The organism is Candidatus Chlorohelix allophototropha, assembly GCF_030389965.1.
Classification (GTDB): Bacteria; Chloroflexota; Chloroflexia; order Chloroheliales; family Chloroheliaceae; genus Chlorohelix; species Chlorohelix allophototropha.
The window spans coordinates 1,919,572-1,940,686 of the sequence record NZ_CP128399.1 but is presented as its reverse complement, the minus strand read 5'-3'; the positions used below and the strand labels follow the sequence as shown (position 1 = coordinate 1,940,686).

The following is a 21,115-nucleotide window of genomic DNA, read 5'->3' as shown; positions in this document are numbered from 1 at the left end:
CCTTTAAGAGGTATGATAAAATATGGTAAATTTTTTGCATTATTCTTTTATAATTACTACCTACCGAAAAAAAAATGCTAGGCGGGATTTTTAAATCATAATAAGACCAGCTTAGACAAGGGAGCATATTTTTAGCATGAGTTTGCAAGAACCGATCAAACGCGAATTAGATGAATCCAGCCACGGTATCGAAGTAATAGAACATGAAATAGAAGAACGCCAACACCATCATCCTCTTGATAACATAAAAGAGAAATTGCTGGTCAGCAGAGGTTCTATAGTTGCCAGTATTCTATCAACCCTGTTTCTTAGAATAGGTAGCCGCACAAGTTTTGTCATTCTGGGCTTTTATCTTGGGAAAAACTTCGAATCGGCGGTGTTGGCAGTAGTAGTTATCGAAGCTTTTTATATCAGTGAGTTGGTATTTGCACCGCTTATCGGCGCTTTATCCGACCGCAAAGGGCGCAAACCCTACATGCTATATGCTCCTGTAGTTGGAAGTATAGCTGTTCTTATGTTGGCGCTTGCTTCAATCATCTTCCCCAGACCGAACGTAGGTGTTATAGACCTGCCGCTTATCGCCTTGCTATTGATGTTACTGGTAGGACGTTTGTTGGAAGGAATGGCAACCGCCCTTAATGCCCCGGCAAACCTCGGCTACCTTGCCGACGCTACCATCGGCTCAGACCGCTTGCGGGCACGAGTAGTCACCGCTTTTGAAGTAGCAACTGTAGGTGGTATTTCGCTGGCTATTCCATTCGGTGGACAAGTTTACAGGCTGTTTGGAACTGCCGGATTCGCAGTAGTTATCGCGATTTATGCTATCACCTACCTATGTATCTACTTCTTTATGGAAGAAAGTCTCACCCGCGAAGAGCAATCCAAAGCGCAAGGCTCAGTTATAGAAAGTTTAAGCGTTATCAAGGAAAAGCGTATATTCACCTTTATTCCTTCGTGGCTGGCGGTTAATATGTTTCTTGGCGCTGCCCTTACGCTTACAACCATTATCCTAGCTTATCCTACTCCCAACGTTGGTAAAACCATTGACCCGATTACTTTTTCGGCAGAGGCGCGCCCCACTGTGCAGTTCGCCAACTCAGTGTTGCACGATTTTAAGTTTGCGCTTGCCGGGCAAGATGCCGATACACGCCATCCTAACCAATTACTTTATGGTGGTTTTACGCCCAGCGATGCCACTATGATTGTAGGCGCTTACGGGCTGGTATTTTTAGTTGGTATGGGAATCTGGATGTTGATAGTACCGCGTCTGCGCCGCACCACTGTAATGATGGTCGGCTTGATAGGGTTGGTAATTATCACCGGAATCCTGACTTTTTATAATTCATTGGGTGAGAATCCCGCTACCCTAACGGACGGGACAAAAACTACTATATTGTTTTTGTTGCCGCTATTAATATTAGGCGTAATCTTGATGAGCGGTTTCACCCCCGCTTCGTTGATTCACCTTGCGGCAATCTCAGAAACCCTACCCGGTAAACGTGGGGCGGTGATGGGCTTATACTCTGTCCTGCTAGGGGTAGGACAGTTTATCGGGGCATGGCTTGGCGGTATCTTTGTAGATATGGGGGGCTTCTACGGCTTGATGATTTACTCTGCCGCATTGAGTATAATCTCGTTGGGAAGTGTTTTATACATGCGCTCACATAACCACGACCTGATTAAAAGTAGCGGTCACTGATGGAGGAGAAATTCCAAGAATGATGCCGACTGCCGACCCGATTGCGCTTTACGAAGTTGCGCTAAATTTACCGCGCACCCATGAGTTGATTATTCCTGAAAATTTTATCGACTCCAACGGTCACATGAATGTGATGTACTATACCGGAGTGGGTAATATGGGCATCAAACCATTTTTCAAACTTGTGGGAATATCGGAGGATATGATCGTTTCAGGTGAACGGGGATTTTTTGCGCTCAAGCAAGTTATCAGCTACCTGAGCGAGCTAAGAGTGGGAGAGCATGTAGCGTTGCATACCGGGTTGGTAAATTATGATCGCAAACGCTTACACTTTATCCACCACATCGTAAATTTGACCAGAAAGCGGGTAGCCTCGGTTGATGAGCGCGTAGCAATGTACATGGATTTAAAGGTGCGTCGCTCCGCCGAATTTGAACCTGAAACACTAGAAAAGTTAAAGGCTACCCTTACCCGTTTCCGTGCGCTGGATTGGCAACCGCAATTGTCCGGCGCAATTCAACTATCCAGCCTTGAAAGCTAGCGTAGAGGTTTTTGGCTCATTTCTTGCCTTCGGAAATGGGCTGTGCCTCATCAGCGAGTTTAATTTCATGGGTTGTTGCTTTTGTTTTCTTCAAACCACCCTCCAGCATAACTGCACCTAGGTAGCCCGCCCAAACACACAACATTCCGCCCACAAGGCTGGCAAGCGAATAGCTCAAACCGAGTAGCCAATTTTCACTGCGAAGCAAGGTTAGCACTTCGTTGGTAAAGCTGGAAAAGGTGGTGTACGCCCCGATAAAGCCCGTACCAACCAACAACCGCAATTCCACCTGCGCACTATTGCGCCGGGTTAAGAGAGTTAGAAACAAACCAAGCATAAAACTACCAGATAAATTTATTAGAAAAGTATCGAGCGGGAAATTACCCACTACACCCTTTAACCAACCGTTCATGGTGTAGCGTACCATCGCACCGCACGCGCCGCCTATGCCTACCAACAAATAATTGCGCAATTTATTTATTCACCCGTTTCTTAAAAAACATTCCCCAACCAAAACCCGACAAGCGCGCTTAGTAATCCGGCTATAAAGCTGCCGATCAAATAAAACAACAGAGCAGCCCTGAGATTTCTTTCCCGCAACATGGTCAGAGTCTCAAAAGTGTAGGTAGAAAAAGTAGTGTAGCCCCCGCAAAAGCCCACTGCCACCAACCAGCGATACTCTACCCCCGCTAATATCGAACGCGAAGCCAACGCCGAAAAAAGCGCAAGAATAAAGCTACCTGTAATATTGATGAAGAATGTGCCATAAGGAAAAGCGGTACCGAGGCGGCGAGCAGCATAGCTGGAAAGGATATAACGTGCGTTTGCGCCCAGAAAACCGCCCGCCCCGACCAATAATAAATCCATGTATATTTCAGTTTCAGTTAAAAGTGCCAATCGTAACGGGCAAATTATATTTCAGTAGAGCAGTATTATCAATGCGAATACTAACGCGAGTATCAATACAAGTTTGGTACAAGCGGCGGTTTCTGCTAAAATTGCGCTATGCAAACATCTCGCAAGAATCTTGAAAAGCCAGCGGTAAAAGCAGGGCTGAAACTGCCCGTTACCGCCTCAGATTGGCTGGTTTTAGCCCTGTTTTTGCTACTCGGCGGGTTGCTTCTAGCTAAAATAATCTTCTCATTCAATATCATGTGGCAAATTTTCAATTATCCTTTTCAAGTGGACGAATCAGAAGGGATGATTGTATCGGAAGTCGGAATGATGGCGAAAGGTGTGGATATATTCGCGCCGCCCTCACGCGAGATTTTTATTTCTGCGCCTTACACACCACTCTATTATTGGCTGAATCTACCTTTTCTGGAGATAATGCCCGGCAGTTTCAAACCGGGCAGACTTATTTCGTTTATCGCTACGCTTGGTAGCGCCCTAATAATTTTCAGGCTGGTGCTTTTATACGGCAAAACTCGTACAAAGCCCTCATTTAGTGGCGCAATTATAGCGGCGGCAAGTTGGGGCAGTTTGGGGTTGGTGGCTTTCTGGGGAGGCGCGGTCAAACCAGATATTACCGCAGTATTTTTTAATTTGTTGGCAATTTGGTTTGCGGCAAAGTGGGACTTGGGGCAAAGAGCTTTTCGCTTTCTAGGCACAGACGGCTGGTTATATTTGTCGGCGCTAATGGCAGCTATGTCGGTACAGACCAAGCAAACCGCTTTCGCTGCCGCCGCTGCGGTACTGTGTTTCGCTCTGATAAAGCGACCGCTCTCCGCACTGAAGTTTTTAGGGCTGTACCTACTGCTCGGTTTCGCGCCGATGTGGCTAATGAATCTACTGAGCAACGGCGGGTTCTGGTGGCACATTGTCACCGTACACGAATTGCCGTGGAGCTTCAGCAATTACTGGAAATTCGCTTCTGCTTTTACCCTGAATTATCAAATATATTTGGTGGTAGCTTTGTTTTTTGCCACACTCTATCTAGTAGAAATATTGCCACGCCTGCTCAAACGGCGCAATCCTTTTCCAACGCTGGCGCAAAACCCGGCTACCTTGCTTTTGGGATATGCCGCTACAACGCTATTAGTTACGTTCTCGGCAGGGACGTATGGCGGCAATCATAATCACTTGCTTGAATTCGCCGCCGCGATGAGTATAGGAGTCGGCTTGAGCCTATCACGTCTGCGCGAATGGTGGCAAAGTGACACAAAGCAAATATATCGCTGGATTTACCCGTTAGCGCTCTTGCTACTGGCAGTACAAGCGCTGGCAATGTTTGTAGCGGAAGGGCGGATCAAGCCTGCCGATTTCCCGGTATTGGGTTCAATTGCGCCTACACGCGCTAGCCTGACCTTCCTGCACGACCGTTTCAGTGACCCGGAATGGCTCGGCTTGCAATATCGTGTCCCCCAACCCGACCAAATTAACGGTTATAGCCGGGTAGTGCAATTTATTACCAACGATACTGGCGCATTAATCTACAGTGATGATGTTTCGTTGGTGATGCCTACCGGAAAGCGCATTTTCACCACCGATACCTTCACTCAAACCCATGCCACTTTCTACGGGCGTTGGGACGAATCCCAGTTGGTACAAATGGTGCGGGAGCGCAAATTCTCGATTATTGTGCTGCGAGAGAGTATCCAGAAACGGGTTAGCGAAGGCGGACAATTGCAGGATATTTATCTATCTCCGGCATTGGCAAGCGCGATTCTGGAAAATTACGACCAAACCTGCCCTGATCGCGCCACCATCTACGAACCAAAAGACAAGGATAAAAGTAAACGCTGCGGGTAAAGCGCAAACATGGTATCATTTCGCGGGTATTAAAACTTGAAACGGCATGTTTTAATTACAAGGAAAACTGTAGAAACAATGAGAGAGGCACAGACAAGCGGATACCGTTTATCCAGATTTATTCTCAGCTTTTACGGGATATTAGCAGCATATGGATTTCTGCTAGTCCTTTTTTTTGTGCTACGCGCCGGAGAGGGCAACGACCCGGTTTTATTGAAAATAGGCAGTTTGCAACTACGCTGGTACGGTCTGATTATTACTGTCGGGGTGGTGCTGGCAGCGTTGGTAGCGCAATTTCTCGCGGAACGGCGCGGTGACAACTCGGATACCATCTGGGTGCTGCTGGTAGTAACGCTTGTAAGCGGATTAGTATTAGCGCGCCTATGGTATGTAGCCTTCACTTGGGATAATTTCAAAGATAGTATCTTTAGCATTGGCAATCCCTTAAAAGCGGGGGGGCTGGAAGTATGGCGCGGGGGTATCGCGATTCAGGGCGGAATATTGGGCGGTGTAATCGGCGCGTGGGTTTATTGCCGAATCGCTAAACTCAATTTTTGGCGCTTTGCCGATTACGGTTCGGTAGGGTTGGCGGCAGGACTGGCAATCGGTCGTTGGGGAAACTTCTTCAATAATGAGGCTTATGGGCGCGAAACCAAATATTTCTTCGGCATAAAAATCCCCTGCGATTATCGCACCACCGGGCTAACCCCCGGCACAGTTGACCTACGCTGCCCACCCGCGAATCCTTCCGGGCTAAATTCCAACGCTCTTTTCCATCCCACTTTCCTATACGAATCATTGTGGGTATATGCCATATTCCTAGCGCTGTTCTATATCGCTATGAAACCCAAAACCTTTGAGCGTCGTTTTAAGGTGCGACCACGTAACGGCGATTTGCTTTTGCTCTTTATGGTGGCTTATTCCATCGGACGCTTCCTGATTGAAGGATTACGCACCGACAGTCTGTACTTCGGTGGCGAACCGAGCGGTTTGAGAGTAGCACAGGTGGTTTCGTTGATATTAATTCTGGGCGGCGGTTTTTGGCTGTTTTATCGCCATCGCCAACCCACGCCCGATACAGAAGCCTTGAGCATGCGGGTAGCTGCCAGAGTTACACCTTCTGAAATGAAAGAACCCAACAGCAAAGAAAATGAGACCCGGGTGGAAAAAGAAACCGCCGAAAGTAATGAGCAAGAGTAGATAATAACAAATAAGTCGTGACAATATACTGAACCAAAAAAAGGAAGAAAGATGAAATTAGGGGTTATCGGTGGCGGAGTGCTAGGCTTGACGGTGGCGCTGCGCCGCGCGCAAGCAGGCGATGAAGTGATAATCTTCGAGAAGGGACAAGAGTCGGGCGGGCTTGCTGCCAGTTTCCCTGTAACCACAAAGGGCAAAGACGGGGCGCACCTTGAGAAATATTACCATCATATCTTCGGCACGGACAAAGACATTATTCGCCTGATTGACGAGCTTGGGCTTACCTCTGAAATGGTCTGGAAAAAGCCCAATTCTGCCATTTTGCGCGATGGTAAGATTTTCCGACTGGATGGAGTGGTCAGTATCCTGCGCCTAAAGCCCATCCCTTTCATTGACCGAATTCGCATGGGGGTGGTAGGGCTATATCTAAAGCTAGAAGGCAATTACCAGCGTCTTTCAAAAACCACCGCCAATGCTTGGGTGCAAAAATGGATGGGCAAAAACAGTTACGAGGTGGTTTGGAAACCGCAACTGGTCAACAAGTTCGGCGACAAGTACGATCAGATTGCCATGCCTTGGTTGTGGAGTCGTATCCATGAACGCACTTTTGCATTGGGCTACATGCGGGGCGGCTTTAATAAATTTTATGTCAAGTTAGAGGAAGCGGTTAAAAAAGCGGGTGGGCAAGTACGTTTCGGCGCAAACATCAGCGCCATTAAACCCACGCCCGATGGTAAGGTGAGTATTACCGAGAGCGGACAGGAGTATATCTTCGACAAAGTAGTGACTACAGTCCCGACCCGCGTCTTTACCAAAATGGCGGAAGCAAGCCTACCGCAAAGTTATATTGAAAAATACGGTGGGGCAAATTCGGTAGAACATTATGGGGCGCAAGTTGTAGTATTGTCGCTCAAACGCTCGGTAATGCCTGCCTACTGGTTGAGCATCACCGATCCCGGCTATCCCTTCTTAGCAATGGTGGAGCATACCAACTTTATGCCAACTTCCGACTACGATGGGCAACATTTGCTTTATATGGGCAATTACTTGCCACATACGCACCCCTATTTCTCCAAAAGCGCCGAGGAAATGGTCAAGGAGTTCATTCCTGCAATCAAGCGCATTAACCCAGATTTTGATGAAAGCTGGATTAACCGCTTCTGGGTTTGGGGTGGACCTTACGCGCAACCAATTGTAACTATGGATTATTATTCCAAGCTTCCACCGCACGAAACGCCTATCCCCAATGTGTATCTGGCAAATATGGCGCATGTGTACCCACAAGATCGAGGTCAAAACTATAGTATCAAGCTTGGCGAGAAAATCGCCAAACTGCTGTAAACCAAAAGCCCATATCCTTATTAATCGGATATGGGCTTTTTGATTCCTTTTAGAGATTTACCCCGATTATCCGATAGCCATAGCCGGGAATGGTGAGCATGTAGGTATCACCGGGTTTCACCTTACCCATCTGGATAGGTGCAGTTAGCGCTGTCCAATCATTAATGAGATACTCGGTAGCGGCATTTAGTTCAAGGCTTGGCTCTGAAAGTGGCAAATCAACCTGAGCAGAATTTGGCGAAGGATTGAACAGGATAATAAAACCGCGCCCATTCAAAATATGCGCTTCTCCATCAATATTCACCCCGTCAGGGAAGTTAAGCACATGCTGGTAAACTGTAAAGTATTGGGCAAATTGCTTGCGCCAGTTGAATAGCTCCTTCAGAAAACTCAGGTAGTCTTTGGGCACTTTTGTAAGATCAAGCGAGCCTGCCGCTTGTGTTGCCCCGTTCCCAATAACGCTAACCGTTGCGTACTTTAAAATGTTCAAAGGCTGCCCTAACCCCTGCATCAAAGTGCGCCGATAATTTACGCCGTACCAATCACCCCAGATAGCGCTATAGGGATACTGATAGGTTGCCTGATACATTTGCTGACGGCGCGCCAGTTCGGCTTCCAGTATTGGAGGAGTATCGAGGTCAGATAGTTGCACTTGATCAACCACGCTCAGCCAATGAACATTAGCAGGCGCACTCCACAACGAAACGCGCAAATCCGGACGAATGGCTCTTAGATCACTTAGGAGAGAAGCATAATATTTAAGCATCGCATGATGTTCTTCGTCAGGAGTACGCCAGCGACTCTCGCTACTCTGACAACCACTGATATACCAGTCCCGACCATCCCAATATATTTCTTCAAGCGGGTAATTGCGGGCAATTTCTAGCAGACGCGCCTGAACATAATCGCCTGCGCCTGATAGTGGGCAAAATCGTTGCTTGGGGTCTTGCGTATCCACCCACTCTGGATGTTGCGCGGCAAATTCGTTATAGCCTTCTTGCGCTTCATAGCTGCGACTGAAAGGATTAATCCATAACCCAAGGGTTTTATTATTTGCCTTAAGCTTAGAAACTATCGGATCAAGCCCGTTCGGGAATCGCTCGGTATTAACCTGAAGGGGCGCTCCGAATTGCCAACCTGCATCAATATGCAACATATCGTAAAAACCTGCCGCTTGCATGCGGTCAACCACATCCGACAATAGTTTCTCGTTTATATCCTGCTCATACGGATACCAAGTGCTGAACCAAACCGGGTCGCGTTTGCCTTTCTCTATTGCATAATGGTTGTACAAAAATTCGCTGTAGCGTTTAAATCCCAGCTCAAGGCTGCCGCTCCACGCCCCAAGCACGCTGCTGCCACTCTTAAAGCCGTTAGTAGCTTCTACAAAATCGGTGTTTCCGACTTTCAAATTGCCACTATTGGTAAAAAGCTCATCCCCAAATAACGACTCGTCAAAGAAATACAAGCCTTCCTTTTGGCTATCCAGAGCAGCTATAGCATTCGACTCATTTGCTACAAAATAACGCTCCGACAATGAATTTAAATTTACCTGTTTTTTGACTATCGAGGCATCGTAGTTCGGTTCACCCGCCCCAAAGGTCTGCTCAAAGCGTTGGACAGGTGCAATCGGCTCAAGCGCGGGTATTGCTTGCCAATCTTCCAGAATAACCTGCTTAATAACCCAATCAGGCGCTTCAAAGGGCGCGACCTCGATCCATTTCCTGATAAAGTTCTCAGCCGATAAAGCCTGATAATTGAGCCATACCTTTACGAGCGCTCCTTGAAACTCACCTTCTAACTGCACTCGCGCCACACTCCCGGTAATACCTTGCAGCGGTAATTCAAAAGCTGTAGCGCGGAACATCCCAGAATCCAGTACCACATTATTATCCGGTTCACCAGCCAGTTCGTGTGACATAGTAATCTTGAACTCAGCCCCCGGATTGGACAAATATTCCTGACCTGTCAGAAGATTCTGAATACTGGTTGATTTTGCGCCACCCTGACTCCCAAAAAGCACTTCACGCCGAATAGCGCCGTTACCGATTTCGACCAATTTATCGCCTTGCCAGTTGTCAGCAAAGCGTACAAAACTGCTAGTTTGCGTACCCAATATAGAAGGTGAAGGCAGCGACCCATAACGCCACGTATAATAATGCTGCCCTACATTGCCCATTTCCACGCGCCATTCGGGAGGGTTTGCCGGGTTATAGGTCAGAACGCGCCGCTGAAATAGCTGAACCAATACATTTTGTTCTTTACCGGCAATCTTTGTTACCGTCCAATAAGGCTCGGTTATCGGCAAACCGGCTGCAAAAACCCAATCAAAAAGTCGGTCATATGCGTAATAACCGTCTTTGTAAACAGCACCCATCGAATTAAAATAATTAATAAATACATCCGGGATATTGTGTCCCACTAAAGGCTCATAATAACTAGCTACCACCTTATAGCCTTCGAGCAAGCTATCTACCTTTAGATTTCCCTTTTTATCTATCCACTGATTTACAGGCTTGCCGATATTTTGGGTAGCACGATGATCATTATTTAAAGAAGCTAAATTGGTAAAGGTAGCGTAAGTAGGAGCAGTGGGATTAACTTCTGCGGGATCGCCCGCTACCGGAATTAGAGCAGGAGAGGAAACATTGTAGCGGTTGTCGCCGATTTGTATTTGCCCACTCACCAGTTCTTTCACCAATAAACCATTTGTCAGATACCACGGGCTATTAGGATCGGCATTGGGGTCATTTATCTCCATCCGGCTCTTGTCCCAATAAACCACTTGCCGTGAACCACCCGGAGCTTCAAGGTAAGGTTCTAAATCAACTTTAATGGGTTGAGTTCCCCATAGCCAACTACGCCCCACTACCCCTGCTGCAACGGGCATATCGTTGCGTGACCAAAGGTTATTAAATTTTTCAGTGGCGTTGATGGCATTGGTATAAGACGCAGCGGTTACGTCTCCTGCTCTGGTAATTTCGAGTAGGCAAAGCAGGGTGAATGCAAGTATTGAGATTCGTCTAAGTCGTAATTTCTGCAATTGTTCAATATTCTCCGAATGAAAAAGCCATAACGCCCGATTTAATGCGACAGAAAAGCATATTCACCATTATTATTTTCTATGAATGTAAAATTTAAGTAAAGACCTTGCATAGTTTTTTTAAGATTTTAATCTTACTCTAACCTCATCAAGTAAAAATAATAGCGCAAGAAACTAGTTTTTTCTCACGCTAATTGATGACTTTAGCCCATCAGTGATAACTTAAGAAAGATCGGGTATCATTACTCGGTACAATCTACTTCATCACCTAAGCTGCAACAATCAGATTGGAAAAAGAAAATCTGCAAAAAGTAATGCAGCGATTCGGAGCGCATACCGGACGAGAAATAGCCCAAAAGTTGATACAAACTGGACATATTTAACAAAACACCTATTATGAACGGGCAAGCAGGAGTGAAAAGGAACTTAGCGTAGCAAGCACCTACATAATACCCGATAAAAGCCGGATATGCTGAAACTTTCAACGACTGATGTCGGCTATATCTGAATGAATATCGAAAGCAATAGCCCTCTCCCAAATGGTTTCTTTTGTTGGAGAAAGCTGTACTCTCAATACGTTACAAAATGAAAGGAACTAGGTAAAGAACTTTGCCAGCATCCAAAACACCACCCATTCTCGACAGTTATTGGGTAACTCCCGGTCTATTTTTAGCTGGAGAGTATCCCGGTAATATGGACGACACTGTGGCACGACAACGTCTAGAGAAATTTGTCGCAGCAGGTATCAGAGTTTTCATTGACCTGACCCGCCCCGACGACCGAAACGGCAAAGGCTTGCGCCCCTACAACCCGGTATTGCAGCGCCTTGCTATTGATAAAGGTTTGCAACTAACCTATATCAGTTCTCCCATACGTGATCAGAGTGCGCCTACCGAAACTCAGATGTCGGAAATTCTGACGTTGATTAACCTGTTCACCATGCAACAAAAGCCGGTGTATGTCCACTGCTGGGGTGGCATAGGACGCACTGGAACGGTGGTTTCGTGCTATCTCATCGAAAAGAAAAGCCTTACCGCTCGACAGGCTATCGACAAAATGAATTTACTCCGCAAAGACACCCCCGATGCTAGGCAAACATCCCCGCAAGACCCCACCCAGATCGCCTTGATTGACCGATGGGCTATCCGTAACCAATCCCCGAATCAGCCAGATGCCACACCCGTGCTTTTCTATAGCAAAGATAAGCCGTACTACAATTTCACCAACTTTGCTCCCTATGGCTTTGAACTGGACGGCTATTACTGGCAAACCAGCGAACATTACTTCCAAGCTCAAAAATTTGTAGGGACACCCTATTTCGATAAAGTGCGGGAAGCGAATAGTCCCAGAGAAGCCTTTGACCTAGCTCACAAATTTGATGCTCACAAATGTGCTGGTTGGCTTCAACTCCGGGATGGTGTAATGAAAAAAGCGGTTTACCGCAAATTTGAAACTAATGCCGATATACAGGCTGAACTGCTGGGAACCGGAAACCGCTTATTGGTGGAAGATTCCAAAGACAAAGACGAATACTGGGGAAATGGTGCAGACGGCAAGGGGAAAAATATGCTCGGCACAATCCTCATGGAAGTGCGAGAAGAACTGCGCCGATAGGGTTATTTGTGTTCAGCAGAGGTAATCTGAGTTCACCACAACTTCATAGCGAGGTTGCACTAGTAAGCAGTCTGTGGAAGTGAGCGAGAAACAGGGAGAAGTAGGAGAGAGCGGTTAACCTTGGATACTATAGATGTACAAGTTTAGTATTGGAATCTTCAGGCAGGTTTGTGCTTAACCAACGCCGTATTTGTCCAATTCCTTTTCTGAACATCTATAGCAATCAAGGTATTATAATTGACTTTGAGTAGTTGGTTTTAAGTATCGTTACTTCATGCCTTACAAATATACAATCGGAGGATATGTCGTTTATATCGTAAACCCGTACATCTCCCCGGTGGGTTCGCGCAACATCAGGTCGGTGATAGCGATGAGCGGATTCTTACCCTCGAACATAATTTGGTATAGCTGTTCAGTGATGGGCATTTCCACGCCAAAACGGGCAGCCAACCGCCGCGCCGAAACAGTGGTGTAGACCCCTTCTGCCACTTGCGTCATATTTTTGAGAATCTCATCAAGGCTCTTACCAGTCGCTAGTTCTTCACCCACATGGCGGTTGCGGCTGTAGTGGCTGAAACAGGTCGCTACCAGATCGCCAAGCCCTGCCAAACCGAGGAAAGTGAGCGGATTTGCGCCAGATGCCACCCCTAGCCTGCCGATTTCCGCCATACCACGAGTCAGGAACGCGCCTTTAGCATTGTCGCCCGAATGCAGCCCATCCGCCACCCCTGCGCCAAGCGCGATAATATTCTTGAGTGCACCCGCAAGTTCGACTCCTATCACATCGGGGTTGGTATAGACCCGGAAAGTAGCAGAAGTAATCAACTGCTGTGCGCGAGTGGTGGAAACATCGTTGCGCCCGGCGATAACGGTTGCGCCCGGCTTGCCCTCTGCCACTTCCCGCGCCAGATTAGGACCAGAAAGAGCGCAGATTTTACCCGCCTCTTCCCCTTCGGGCCACTCCTGCGCCATCACTTCGGTCATGCGGTAGAGATTATCTTTTTCCAAGCCTTTCGCCGCGCTAAGTACCACCGGCATTTCGGAGAGGCTGTCGAAATAAGGGCGGCACATCTGCATCTCGTTGCGCATAAAGCCGGAAGGAGGCGCCATAATCACCATTTCACAGCCGGGGGAAATCGCTTTTTCAAGGTCTGAGGTTATTTCAAGCGCGGGAGGAAATTTCGCGCCCGGTAAAAAGCGTTTGTTCTCACCGTCAGCGCGTAGCAACTCCGCTTCCTCTTGGGTGCGCGTCCACAATACTGTGCGCATGCCCTTACGCGCCACCAGCCAAGCCAAGGTTGTACCCCAGCTACCACTACCGATAACCGTTACAAAAGAACTATTTGCCATAGCCATCCTCTTTCTACTTTCCCCGATTTTACCACAATCAAAAGAAGGTCACTATGAGTAGGTGTTCATCAGGAATTTTCTGAAAGCCGGCATCATTACTAAGCAACGGGCAATTAAGGTGACGTGCCGCGATATAGTGGAAAGCGTCGGTGGGGTCTAATTCATGCTCGGCAATCGCTTTCAGGGTCTTGCGATGAAAGGCAAGATCTGGCGGCTCAAACAAGCGCAAGAGGGGCGAACGCAGCAAAATATCGTCCAGCCACAGCGACAGATTAGGGACAGCTTCGGGCGACTCGCTCTCCTTCTCACGCAAGCGCATTAGCTGATAAATCGCCTCGTTCAAAGCCAGCGAAGAAAGCGTCAACCCGGTGTTGCGCTCGTTGAAATGTGCCAACAACGCCAACGCATTGGCATGCCAAATGTGGGCGGGATGCGCCAGCGCGACGATGAAATTAGCGTCAAGATACACTTTGGAAGCCTTCACCGCTAAGCCCGGTTTCCAGTAAACTAGCTTGGGTTTCTGTTGCGCCATCGCTTAATCCAGTCGGGCGCGCACTCGGCGCAAGCCCTCAGCGTATTTTAGCTGCCACTCTGGCAACTTGCCGCGAATTTTATCCAGTTTGCGGTCGTACACTTCTTCCAGTTCCAGATTGTACGCGCTGCAAACCTCAAACAAACTGAACAGCACATCCGCTACCTCATCGCCCATCTTATGGCGCAGTTCGGGGTTATCCACTCCGTAAATCTCGCACTCCATCACCTCTTTTACCAGTTCGCCCAATTCCTCGACCAGCCCTAGCACCGCGCCTACTCTGGGATGCTTCAAATCGTCGCCCAACATTTGGGCTGCTTCGCGCTGGCGTTCCGCGATGGTTTTCATGCCATATACCTCATTCTTCAAAAATACCCTAGCTACCGTTTCAAAGTGCGTGGAACGTTGTCATTTTCATCGCTATTGCGGAAAATATAAACGCCTCTCTTGAAAGGCTTTCAAGTTGATGTTAGTATTCCTCTTACTTTTCCTGCCCATAAATACATCTCTTTGATGCTTATTCGATTATAATATATACTCCACTTAGGCATCAAAAGGAGGCAGAGTATAATAATTCTCGATCAGTATCGTTGTTGAAAGCGTTGAAAGCCTTATTATATAATAGCTAGTATATCTTTTCATTTTTGACAAACCCATTTAGTTTGAGTTTAAATAGCTCGAATTCTAATAGAAAGGAGTTATTTTATTAGAGCGTTTGGCGATTAAGATAGGCGCTCAATATTTTATCAGATGTCTTCACAAATAAAAAAACGCTGGTTATCACTTAATAAAAAAACGCACTCAATAAATTTACTATTTGTTTTATATTATGATTTTGGAACAAACAGCGCTATTCATGTTCATAATATAGCTAATAATCTGGTTGTTAGTGGCATAGATTGCATAGTAGCTGTACCTGATAATAAGGAAACTATCAGGGAAATTGGGGGGAACTTATATAAAACAGCCAATTTTAGAGAGATTGGAAATCTAAAACGGCTTTTTAATAATTCTAAAGGACCTGACATAGTACATGCTTGGACACCACGAGAAATAGTACGCCAGTATTGTGAGGAATTAAGGAGCAATTACCGCTTTAAACAATTTATTCATATGGAAGACAATGAGGATTTTATACTAAAAAAAGAGCTAGGTGGCAATCAAAACTACCAAATGAATGGGGTGTATCCAGTACATTTATCGCATCCTGTGAATTATCGTGACTTTTTAGCTTCCGCGGATGGTATAACAGTAATAATTGATTCACTAAAAAACCTAATGCCTGCTCAAGTGCCTATACATTTGTTAACCCCCGGAGTAGATACCTCAATATTTTTCCCAAGAGAACCAGATCAACTACTGGCTAAGAGTTTGGGCATACCAATAAATAGTACAGTGATTTGCTATACCGGTAGCGTGCATAAAGCAAATGCAGAAGAAGTAAGAAGTTTATATCTTGCTATAGCTTTGCTTAACCAACAGGGTTATAACACTTTTTTGGTAAGAACGGGATATGACGGCTGTGAATTTCTTAGAGAGGACGAACTATGGATAAAAAAGTATTCTGTAGAATTAGGTCATATAGATTATAAAGAGATTCCCCGAATTTTAAGTTTAGCGCATATATTTGTCCAGCCCGGTTATCCCAATGAATTCAATAATTATCGCCTTCCCTCCAAACTCCCCGAATTTCTTGCGATGGGGAAACCAATAATTCTTCCAGCTACAAATTTAGCATATTACTTGACACACAAAGAAAACGCTTATATCTTACCTAATGCAGATGAGATTCAAATTTCAAATGCTGTAAAAGAACTTCTCCAAGATAATGAGCTTTACCACAGATTATCCACAGGTTCATACGAATTTGCTAAAGTACACTTAAATTGGCAGGAAAATTGTCAAGAACTCAAAAAATTTTATGAATCAGTTATGTCCTTTAAATAACAATACTTTGTATTTGGTTGCGTAAGCCTTGCCAGAGCAAATAAAGAAGGAAGTATATTAGTCAATCAACCATTGGGGGTGAATATGACTTGTGAGCTGTTTTCTGACTTTAACTCGGAAGATGAAGAACAACTAGCTACTAATGATTTTTACCTTACACTAAAAAATCTTCGAGATGCAGCAAAAAATAAACAACCCAGTTGGGCGGAATATCCAAATTATATTTTATACTCCAATGTTTGTTTTTGGGCAATTCGTAAAAGGGAATACGGTTTTATCACAAATTGGTTTACTAAGCTAGAAAAACAATTAGAAACATCAATCAAAGTTCTGGATGTTGGTTGTGGGGTTGTTCCTTTATGTAATTGGATTTCGAGCCGAGGACATGCAGTTACCGCAATTGACCCACTGAAAGAAGACATTGATTTTTTAATTGATAATAATCTGAATGCCTTTTATGGCTCAGAGGTTGAATACTTAAATGCGCGAGCGGAAAAGCTCCCTTTTAAAGATGCTAGTTTTGATATTATAACGTTTGTCTCATGTTTAGAGCATATAGCGCCGGGAAATGACCGTGTTTCACTTCTTGAAATTGCGCGAGTAATTAAACCGGGCGGTTATTTGCTTATAACCTTTGACGTAGCGCCTCAGCAGCAACAACAAGCTGATGAAAAAGAAAAACCCCTTTATCAACGCCAATTCGCCTATCCATTTTCTATAAATGCTACAAGACATTTATTTGACCAAATCAGTGACTATTTTGATATTACACCTATAACCTTGCCACCTGAATTTGAGAATTTAACCTTAGAGCAAGTTCATGACTTTTGGCAAAAAACCCAGCTTCACGATGAGCGCACTGAACCAATAAGAGAGTATTTGGCAATGGGCTTAGTATTGCAACGAACCGTTAATCCTGTGAATATATCATTTGATTACATCGAAGCTGCCTATATAGAAGGACAGACTGCCATTGAAGGGCAATTATCATACTTTCAGACTCATGCTAAGTTGCGTCATGAGATAATCAATGAATTAGCACAAGAAAATAAGCTTTTGAGATCAGCCGCTAATGCAAGATTACAAGATATAAACAGCTTGGAGGACATCCAAAAACAGTTAGTACAAGAAAATGAGCTTTTGAGGTCAGCCGCCGATGCAAGATTAAAAATTATAGACAGTTTGGTAGTTAACCAAGAACAATTAATACAAGAATTTGAGCGTAAAAGGACAGAAACTGATACAAAGTTACAGGTGATTAGCAGCCTGATAGAAAACGAAAGTGCTAAGTCAATCTCTTTAATTCCAGAATCTAATCAGGTTTATTTCGGATATCTTGATAAACCAAGAAGCAGCATAGTTTTAACAAGTAATTTGGAAGTAGCTGGTTGGATATTTTCAACCATTGCCCCAATAGCTAATCTCGATCTCTTCATAGACAATCGATATTTTGGGAAGATAAATTATGGAATAGAAAGACCTGATGTATATCAGAGATATAACCACCCTAACGCGATCAACAGTGGGTTTCAAAGCCATTTTCCTTTATCTGAGGTACTAAATGGGAATCATCTGATTGTAATTCGAGCGCTAGACGCAGAAGGCAATCGGACTGAATTTTCTCACAAGCTAAAGGTAGTCAACAACTCTATTTTTTTCAAGCGTTTTTTAGGCAACAAGAATTTATTCAATGAAATCAGACCATATTTGGTCAAAAAATTGTTCGGCTTTCAACTAGGAGTGCTTTATCAGTACCCGCACAAAACCTTAAAGATACCTACTAGATACTATAAAACCAAAAAGTTGAAAGCGCCTCCTTTAATTACAATTGTTACTCCTAGCTATAACCACGCAGAATTTATCGAAAGAACCATAAAAAGTGTCCTAGACCAGCAATATCCAAAGTTGGAGTACATCATTCAAGATGGCGGTTCCTCTGATAATACGGTTAGGATTTTAAAACGTTATTCTGGACAGCTAACACGCTGGGAATCTGCTAAGGATAAAGGGCAAGCGCACGCAATTAATTTGGGTTTCCAAAACACTAATGGGGAAATTATGGCTTATTTAAACTCAGACGATTTGCTTTTACCCGGTACATTAGCTTATGTAGCACAATTTTTTATCGAGCATCCGCAAGTAGATGTAGTTTATGGACAGCGTGTAATCATTAATGAGTACGACCGGGAGGTAGGACGCTGGATTCTGCCGCCGCACCGTCATGGGTTGCCGATAATGGAAGATATTCTTTCATGGGCTGATTATATACCACAAGAAACTCTATTCTGGAGGCGTAGCTTATGGGAAAAAGTTGGCGGAAAGATTGATGAGAATTTTCAATTTGCAATGGATTGGGAGCTTTTACTTCGCTTCCGCGCGGCAAATGCAACATTCGCTCGTTTGCCACGATTTTTAGGCGCTTTTAGGGTACATACTGAACAAAAGAGTCAAGCGAGAATAAATGACATAGGCGCAAAAGAGTCTAGCAGGCTCAGAGAGCAATATATCGGAAGAAATGTTTCTGAAGCTGAAATTTATTACAAAATACTGCCTTACTTAAAAAAGCATATAATTTATCATAAGCTATACCGACTTGGTATTTTACGTTATTAAGGCTTAGTTTAAATATTTCAACTAAAATATTTTGCACAGAAGTAGTATAAGCCTTATAATTTGATTAAATAACAAACATATGAGAAAAAGTTAATTTCTGCCCAAGTCCCAGAATGCTTATTTTTTACAAAATGAAGGGAAGCATAAAATTGTTCACTGCTAAAAGGATTTTGATAACAGGCGGTAATGGCTTTTTAGGTCGTAGCATTATCAATAATTTGAGAGAAAAAGGATGTGAACATATTTTTGCCCCGCGCAAGGCTGAATATGACTTGCGAAATAACGAGCAAGTAATTCAATTGTATCAAGATATAAACCCACAGATAATAATCCATGCGGCTGCTACAGTTGGTGGGATAGGCGCTAATTTAGAACATCCCGGCGATTTTTTTTACGATAATCTGATTATGGGTATTCAAATGATGGAGCAAGCTCGCCAACATAAGGTTGAGAAGTTTGTGGCAGTCGGCACAGTTTGCGCATATCCTAAATTTGCCCCCGTGCCGTTCAAGGAAGACGACCTTTGGAACGGTTACCCTGAAGAGACGAATGCGCCCTACGGTTTGGCAAAAAAAATGTTATTAGTCCAAGCCCAAGCATACCGTCAGCAATTTGCTTTTAACGGTATTTTCCTCCTGCCGGTTAACCTTTATGGTCCTTATGATAATTTTGATCCGAGAAGCTCACATGTAATTCCCGCCCTGATAAAAAAATGTATTGATGCCCGCAAAGAGAACCTACCGGAAATTACAGTCTGGGGGGATGGTTCACCAACACGCGAATTTCTTTACGTGGATGATGCCGCTCGCGGTATAGTAATGGCTACCGAATTATATAACAAAAGTGATGCCGTAAACCTCGGCTCAAGCTATGAGATTTCCATCCGAGAACTGGCCGTTACTATAGCCGAATTTTGTGGATTCAAGGGCAAAATCACCTTTGATACTACCAAACCGAACGGGCAACCGCGTCGCAAACTTGATGTAAGCAAAGCAGAGCAAGAATTCGGTTTCAAATCCAGCACCAGTTTCAGTGAAGGCTTAAAAGAGACAATAGAATGGTATCTCTACTCACTTGAAAAATAAATTGTAGTGAAGTTTTAAATTGACGTTTAGATAAACGGGGCTATAGGAAATAGAAACCCGTATCGGAACTTACAAAAGAATGACAGTTTGTAGCCAGTTACCAGCAAATTTAACAGCGAATATTCGTCAAATTAGAGGTAGAAAACCCCTTTTTGACCACCTTATAGCGGGTAGCCGGTCTTACTTTGGTGCCAACCGCTCGACCCTTCCCATTTCCTCGCACTTTGCTGGCTTTGGCCGGACTGCCCAACTGCACAATTATTCCGGACAAGCCTCGTCGAATTTGCTGAGGGCTTGGCTTTCGTTGACTATTTTCCCAAGGTCGCAACACTTCCAAGCCCAAGCCTTGAGCGATTTGCAATTCGTCGTGTACCAAACTGACTATCGCCGTCCACAACTCAAACTGGCTCGGATAGCGCAAGCGTGGTTTTTCCCACAACAAATCTTGTTTGTCAAAACGATAGCCGTGTTCTATCGAGTAACGCCTCTTGTAATACGACCAGACTTGCGTCAGGTCAAGCTCAGTTTGACCCGACCACACATACCAACTTTCCAGAGGGTCATGGGTTTTACCACTGGCTGCCTCACGCTGTATTCGGATTATGCTCAGTGCCAGTTCAGGTGCTTCCCTCAAATGCAGCTCAGTCCATGCGCTTACTACCAGTTTGTGTCCATTTTCGTCCGTCCCAACCCACACTCGCTGCGGCAAACCGTGCGTATTGGGATCATTACATTGGAAACGAGCACCGTGTTTAGCGGGAGCGCCGCGACCTCGTTTCTGCTCATCTCTCACCACTTTTCGATAGAATACTCGGTTAGACTTGAGCCGCAGCAGCAAGTCATAGTCCTTACTGCTATTTTGAATAAATGCTTTGGTGGGGTAGTACCGGTCTCCCAGATTGAGCGGTCTTTCAGCAAAATATGGGCGCAATTCGCTCAGTTGCTGGCTGGCTACCTCTGCTGGTGTTTGACTGGTTTTGATCCTGCGGTTGGAGACAATGTATGTATGGCTACTGGTTTGAGCCGGCACCACCACCACGGTCGAGAATTGCCAACCCACGGTCACGGGCTTATCACAATTGGGCAGATTGTGTTTGTAAAGCCAGCCACGATCTGCAGATGTAGTGCTAAAGGGTCGCTCGATATTGGTAGCATCCACTGCCAGTACCAATCTTTCACCATCGAAGGGATGAGGGGCGTAGCGCACCATGGTTTGCTCGAAGCGAGTTTGGTTAACTTGACCCATTTGCAAAGCCTCATACAAACTGGGCCATTTTCGCTCAAAATTGGGCGAAAGGGTCAGTTCCAGTACCGATTGAGCCTAGCTTTCTGTCATAAGGGCATCCGCCAGATTAAACAATGCGTCACTGGCGTATTCAAAGCAGTCATAGATTTCGTG

The 21,115-nt window shown here is 45.1% G+C and carries 16 protein-coding genes and 1 pseudogene; 10 read left to right on the top strand and 7 right to left on the bottom strand.

Translation table 11 applies throughout. The annotated features are described in order from the left end of the window. Positions 1 to 136 precede the first annotated feature (136 nt). Together OZ401_RS08575 and OZ401_RS08570 are read left to right on the top strand one after the other, a co-directional pair. The gene (locus tag OZ401_RS08575; protein WP_341467816.1) at positions 137 to 1,699 is read left to right on the top strand and encodes an MFS transporter; all 1,563 of its coding nucleotides are present in this window, start codon (positions 137 to 139) and stop codon (positions 1,697 to 1,699) included. 19 nt (positions 1,700 to 1,718) lie between these two features. After that, positions 1,719 to 2,240, top strand: a complete 522-nt coding sequence (locus tag OZ401_RS08570) for a thioesterase family protein (RefSeq protein WP_341467815.1) — start codon at positions 1,719 to 1,721, stop codon at positions 2,238 to 2,240. 16 nt (positions 2,241 to 2,256) lie between these two features. Here OZ401_RS08570 and crcB (OZ401_RS08565) read toward each other — a convergent pair whose 3' ends face one another. Next, positions 2,257 to 2,712 (bottom strand): fluoride efflux transporter CrcB, encoded by a 456-nt coding sequence (crcB, locus tag OZ401_RS08565; protein WP_341467814.1) that lies wholly within the window; start codon positions 2,710 to 2,712, stop codon positions 2,257 to 2,259. A 20-nt stretch (positions 2,713 to 2,732) separates the two neighbouring features. Further along, positions 2,733 to 3,107 (bottom strand): fluoride efflux transporter CrcB, encoded by a 375-nt coding sequence (gene crcB, locus OZ401_RS08560; protein ID WP_341467813.1) that lies wholly within the window; start codon positions 3,105 to 3,107, stop codon positions 2,733 to 2,735. A 138-nt stretch (positions 3,108 to 3,245) separates the two neighbouring features. Here crcB (OZ401_RS08560) and OZ401_RS08555 point away from each other — a divergent pair, with 138 nt between their 5' ends. The 3 genes from OZ401_RS08555 to OZ401_RS08545 all read left to right on the top strand — a co-directional run bounded on the left by OZ401_RS08555 (position 3,246) and on the right by OZ401_RS08545 (position 7,532). After that, the gene (locus tag OZ401_RS08555) at positions 3,246 to 4,991 is read left to right on the top strand and encodes an ArnT family glycosyltransferase (protein ID WP_341467812.1); all 1,746 of its coding nucleotides are present in this window, start codon (positions 3,246 to 3,248) and stop codon (positions 4,989 to 4,991) included. Positions 4,992 to 5,069: 78 nt separating this feature from the next. Further along, on the top strand, positions 5,070 to 6,191 hold the full coding sequence (gene lgt / locus OZ401_RS08550; RefSeq protein ID WP_341467811.1) for a prolipoprotein diacylglyceryl transferase: 1,122 nt from the start codon (positions 5,070 to 5,072) through the stop codon (positions 6,189 to 6,191). 51 nt (positions 6,192 to 6,242) lie between these two features. Next, positions 6,243 to 7,532 carry an NAD(P)/FAD-dependent oxidoreductase gene (locus OZ401_RS08545; protein ID WP_341467810.1) on the top strand — a complete coding sequence of 430 codons (1,290 nt, stop codon included), beginning with the start codon at positions 6,243 to 6,245 and terminating at the stop codon, positions 7,530 to 7,532. 49 nt (positions 7,533 to 7,581) lie between these two features. Here OZ401_RS08545 and OZ401_RS08540 read toward each other — a convergent pair whose 3' ends face one another. After that, positions 7,582 to 10,575 (bottom strand): alpha-galactosidase, encoded by a 2,994-nt coding sequence (locus OZ401_RS08540; RefSeq protein WP_341467809.1) that lies wholly within the window; start codon positions 10,573 to 10,575, stop codon positions 7,582 to 7,584. A gap of 609 nt (positions 10,576 to 11,184) precedes the next feature. On the opposite strand from OZ401_RS08540, the pseudogene OZ401_RS26015 reads away from it, so the two are divergent. Together OZ401_RS26015 and ybiA are read left to right on the top strand one after the other, a co-directional pair. Next, a pseudogene (locus tag OZ401_RS26015) lies at positions 11,185 to 11,688 on the top strand (protein-tyrosine phosphatase family protein); the annotation flags it as partial. Between the two features lie 69 nt (positions 11,689 to 11,757). After that, positions 11,758 to 12,189 carry a riboflavin biosynthesis intermediates N-glycosidase gene (gene ybiA / locus OZ401_RS26010; RefSeq protein WP_486599295.1) on the top strand — a complete coding sequence of 144 codons (432 nt, stop codon included), beginning with the start codon at positions 11,758 to 11,760 and terminating at the stop codon, positions 12,187 to 12,189. Between the two features lie 309 nt (positions 12,190 to 12,498). On the opposite strand, the gene OZ401_RS08530 is transcribed toward ybiA, so the two are convergent. The 3 genes from OZ401_RS08530 to OZ401_RS08520 are packed head-to-tail and all read right to left on the bottom strand — an operon-like array spanning position 12,499 to position 14,419. Beyond that, positions 12,499 to 13,539 carry an NAD(P)H-dependent glycerol-3-phosphate dehydrogenase gene (locus tag OZ401_RS08530; RefSeq protein WP_341467807.1) on the bottom strand — a complete coding sequence of 347 codons (1,041 nt, stop codon included), beginning with the start codon at positions 13,537 to 13,539 and terminating at the stop codon, positions 12,499 to 12,501. 37 nt (positions 13,540 to 13,576) lie between these two features. After that, positions 13,577 to 14,071, bottom strand: coding sequence for a type II toxin-antitoxin system VapC family toxin (locus OZ401_RS08525; RefSeq protein ID WP_341467806.1), 495 nt, complete (start codon positions 14,069 to 14,071; stop codon positions 13,577 to 13,579). A gap of 3 nt (positions 14,072 to 14,074) precedes the next feature. Then, positions 14,075 to 14,419, bottom strand: coding sequence for a MazG nucleotide pyrophosphohydrolase domain-containing protein (locus tag OZ401_RS08520; RefSeq protein ID WP_341467805.1), 345 nt, complete (start codon positions 14,417 to 14,419; stop codon positions 14,075 to 14,077). A 402-nt stretch (positions 14,420 to 14,821) separates the two neighbouring features. Here OZ401_RS08520 and OZ401_RS08515 point away from each other — a divergent pair, with 402 nt between their 5' ends. From OZ401_RS08515 to OZ401_RS08505, 3 genes are all read left to right on the top strand, one after another. Then, complete coding sequence (locus OZ401_RS08515) at positions 14,822 to 16,018, top strand: glycosyltransferase family 4 protein (RefSeq protein ID WP_341467804.1); 1,197 nt, start codon at positions 14,822 to 14,824, stop codon at positions 16,016 to 16,018. 84 nt (positions 16,019 to 16,102) lie between these two features. After that, a complete protein-coding gene (locus tag OZ401_RS08510) occupies positions 16,103 to 18,631 on the top strand; it encodes a glycosyltransferase (RefSeq protein WP_341467803.1) in 2,529 nt (842 codons plus the stop codon). Between the two features lie 143 nt (positions 18,632 to 18,774). Continuing rightward, positions 18,775 to 19,716, top strand: a complete 942-nt coding sequence (locus tag OZ401_RS08505) for a GDP-L-fucose synthase family protein (RefSeq protein ID WP_425607615.1) — start codon at positions 18,775 to 18,777, stop codon at positions 19,714 to 19,716. Between the two features lie 109 nt (positions 19,717 to 19,825). On the opposite strand, the gene OZ401_RS08500 is transcribed toward OZ401_RS08505, so the two are convergent. Further along, a complete protein-coding gene (locus OZ401_RS08500) occupies positions 19,826 to 21,025 on the bottom strand; it encodes a transposase (RefSeq protein WP_341469865.1) in 1,200 nt (399 codons plus the stop codon). Positions 21,026 to 21,115 lie beyond the last annotated feature (90 nt).

What these genes read in the sequence shown, in the direction of transcription:
- OZ401_RS08575 (WP_341467816.1), top strand. Translation starts at nt 137, where the DNA reads ATGAGTTTGCAAGAACCGATCAAACGCGAATTAGATGAATCCAGCCAC.
- OZ401_RS08570 (WP_341467815.1), top strand. Translation starts at nt 1,719, where the DNA reads ATGATGCCGACTGCCGACCCGATTGCGCTTTACGAAGTTGCGCTAAAT.
- crcB (WP_341467813.1), bottom strand. Translation starts at nt 3,107, where the DNA reads ATGGATTTATTATTGGTCGGGGCGGGCGGTTTTCTGGGCGCAAACGCA.
- OZ401_RS08555 (WP_341467812.1), top strand. Translation starts at nt 3,246, where the DNA reads ATGCAAACATCTCGCAAGAATCTTGAAAAGCCAGCGGTAAAAGCAGGG.
- lgt (WP_341467811.1), top strand. Translation starts at nt 5,070, where the DNA reads ATGAGAGAGGCACAGACAAGCGGATACCGTTTATCCAGATTTATTCTC.
- OZ401_RS08545 (WP_341467810.1), top strand. Translation starts at nt 6,243, where the DNA reads ATGAAATTAGGGGTTATCGGTGGCGGAGTGCTAGGCTTGACGGTGGCG.
- OZ401_RS08530 (WP_341467807.1), bottom strand. Translation starts at nt 13,539, where the DNA reads ATGGCAAATAGTTCTTTTGTAACGGTTATCGGTAGTGGTAGCTGGGGT.
- OZ401_RS08525 (WP_341467806.1), bottom strand. Translation starts at nt 14,071, where the DNA reads ATGGCGCAACAGAAACCCAAGCTAGTTTACTGGAAACCGGGCTTAGCG.
- OZ401_RS08520 (WP_341467805.1), bottom strand. Translation starts at nt 14,419, where the DNA reads ATGAAAACCATCGCGGAACGCCAGCGCGAAGCAGCCCAAATGTTGGGC.
- OZ401_RS08515 (WP_341467804.1), top strand. Translation starts at nt 14,822, where the DNA reads ATGTCTTCACAAATAAAAAAACGCTGGTTATCACTTAATAAAAAAACG.
- OZ401_RS08510 (WP_341467803.1), top strand. Translation starts at nt 16,103, where the DNA reads ATGACTTGTGAGCTGTTTTCTGACTTTAACTCGGAAGATGAAGAACAA.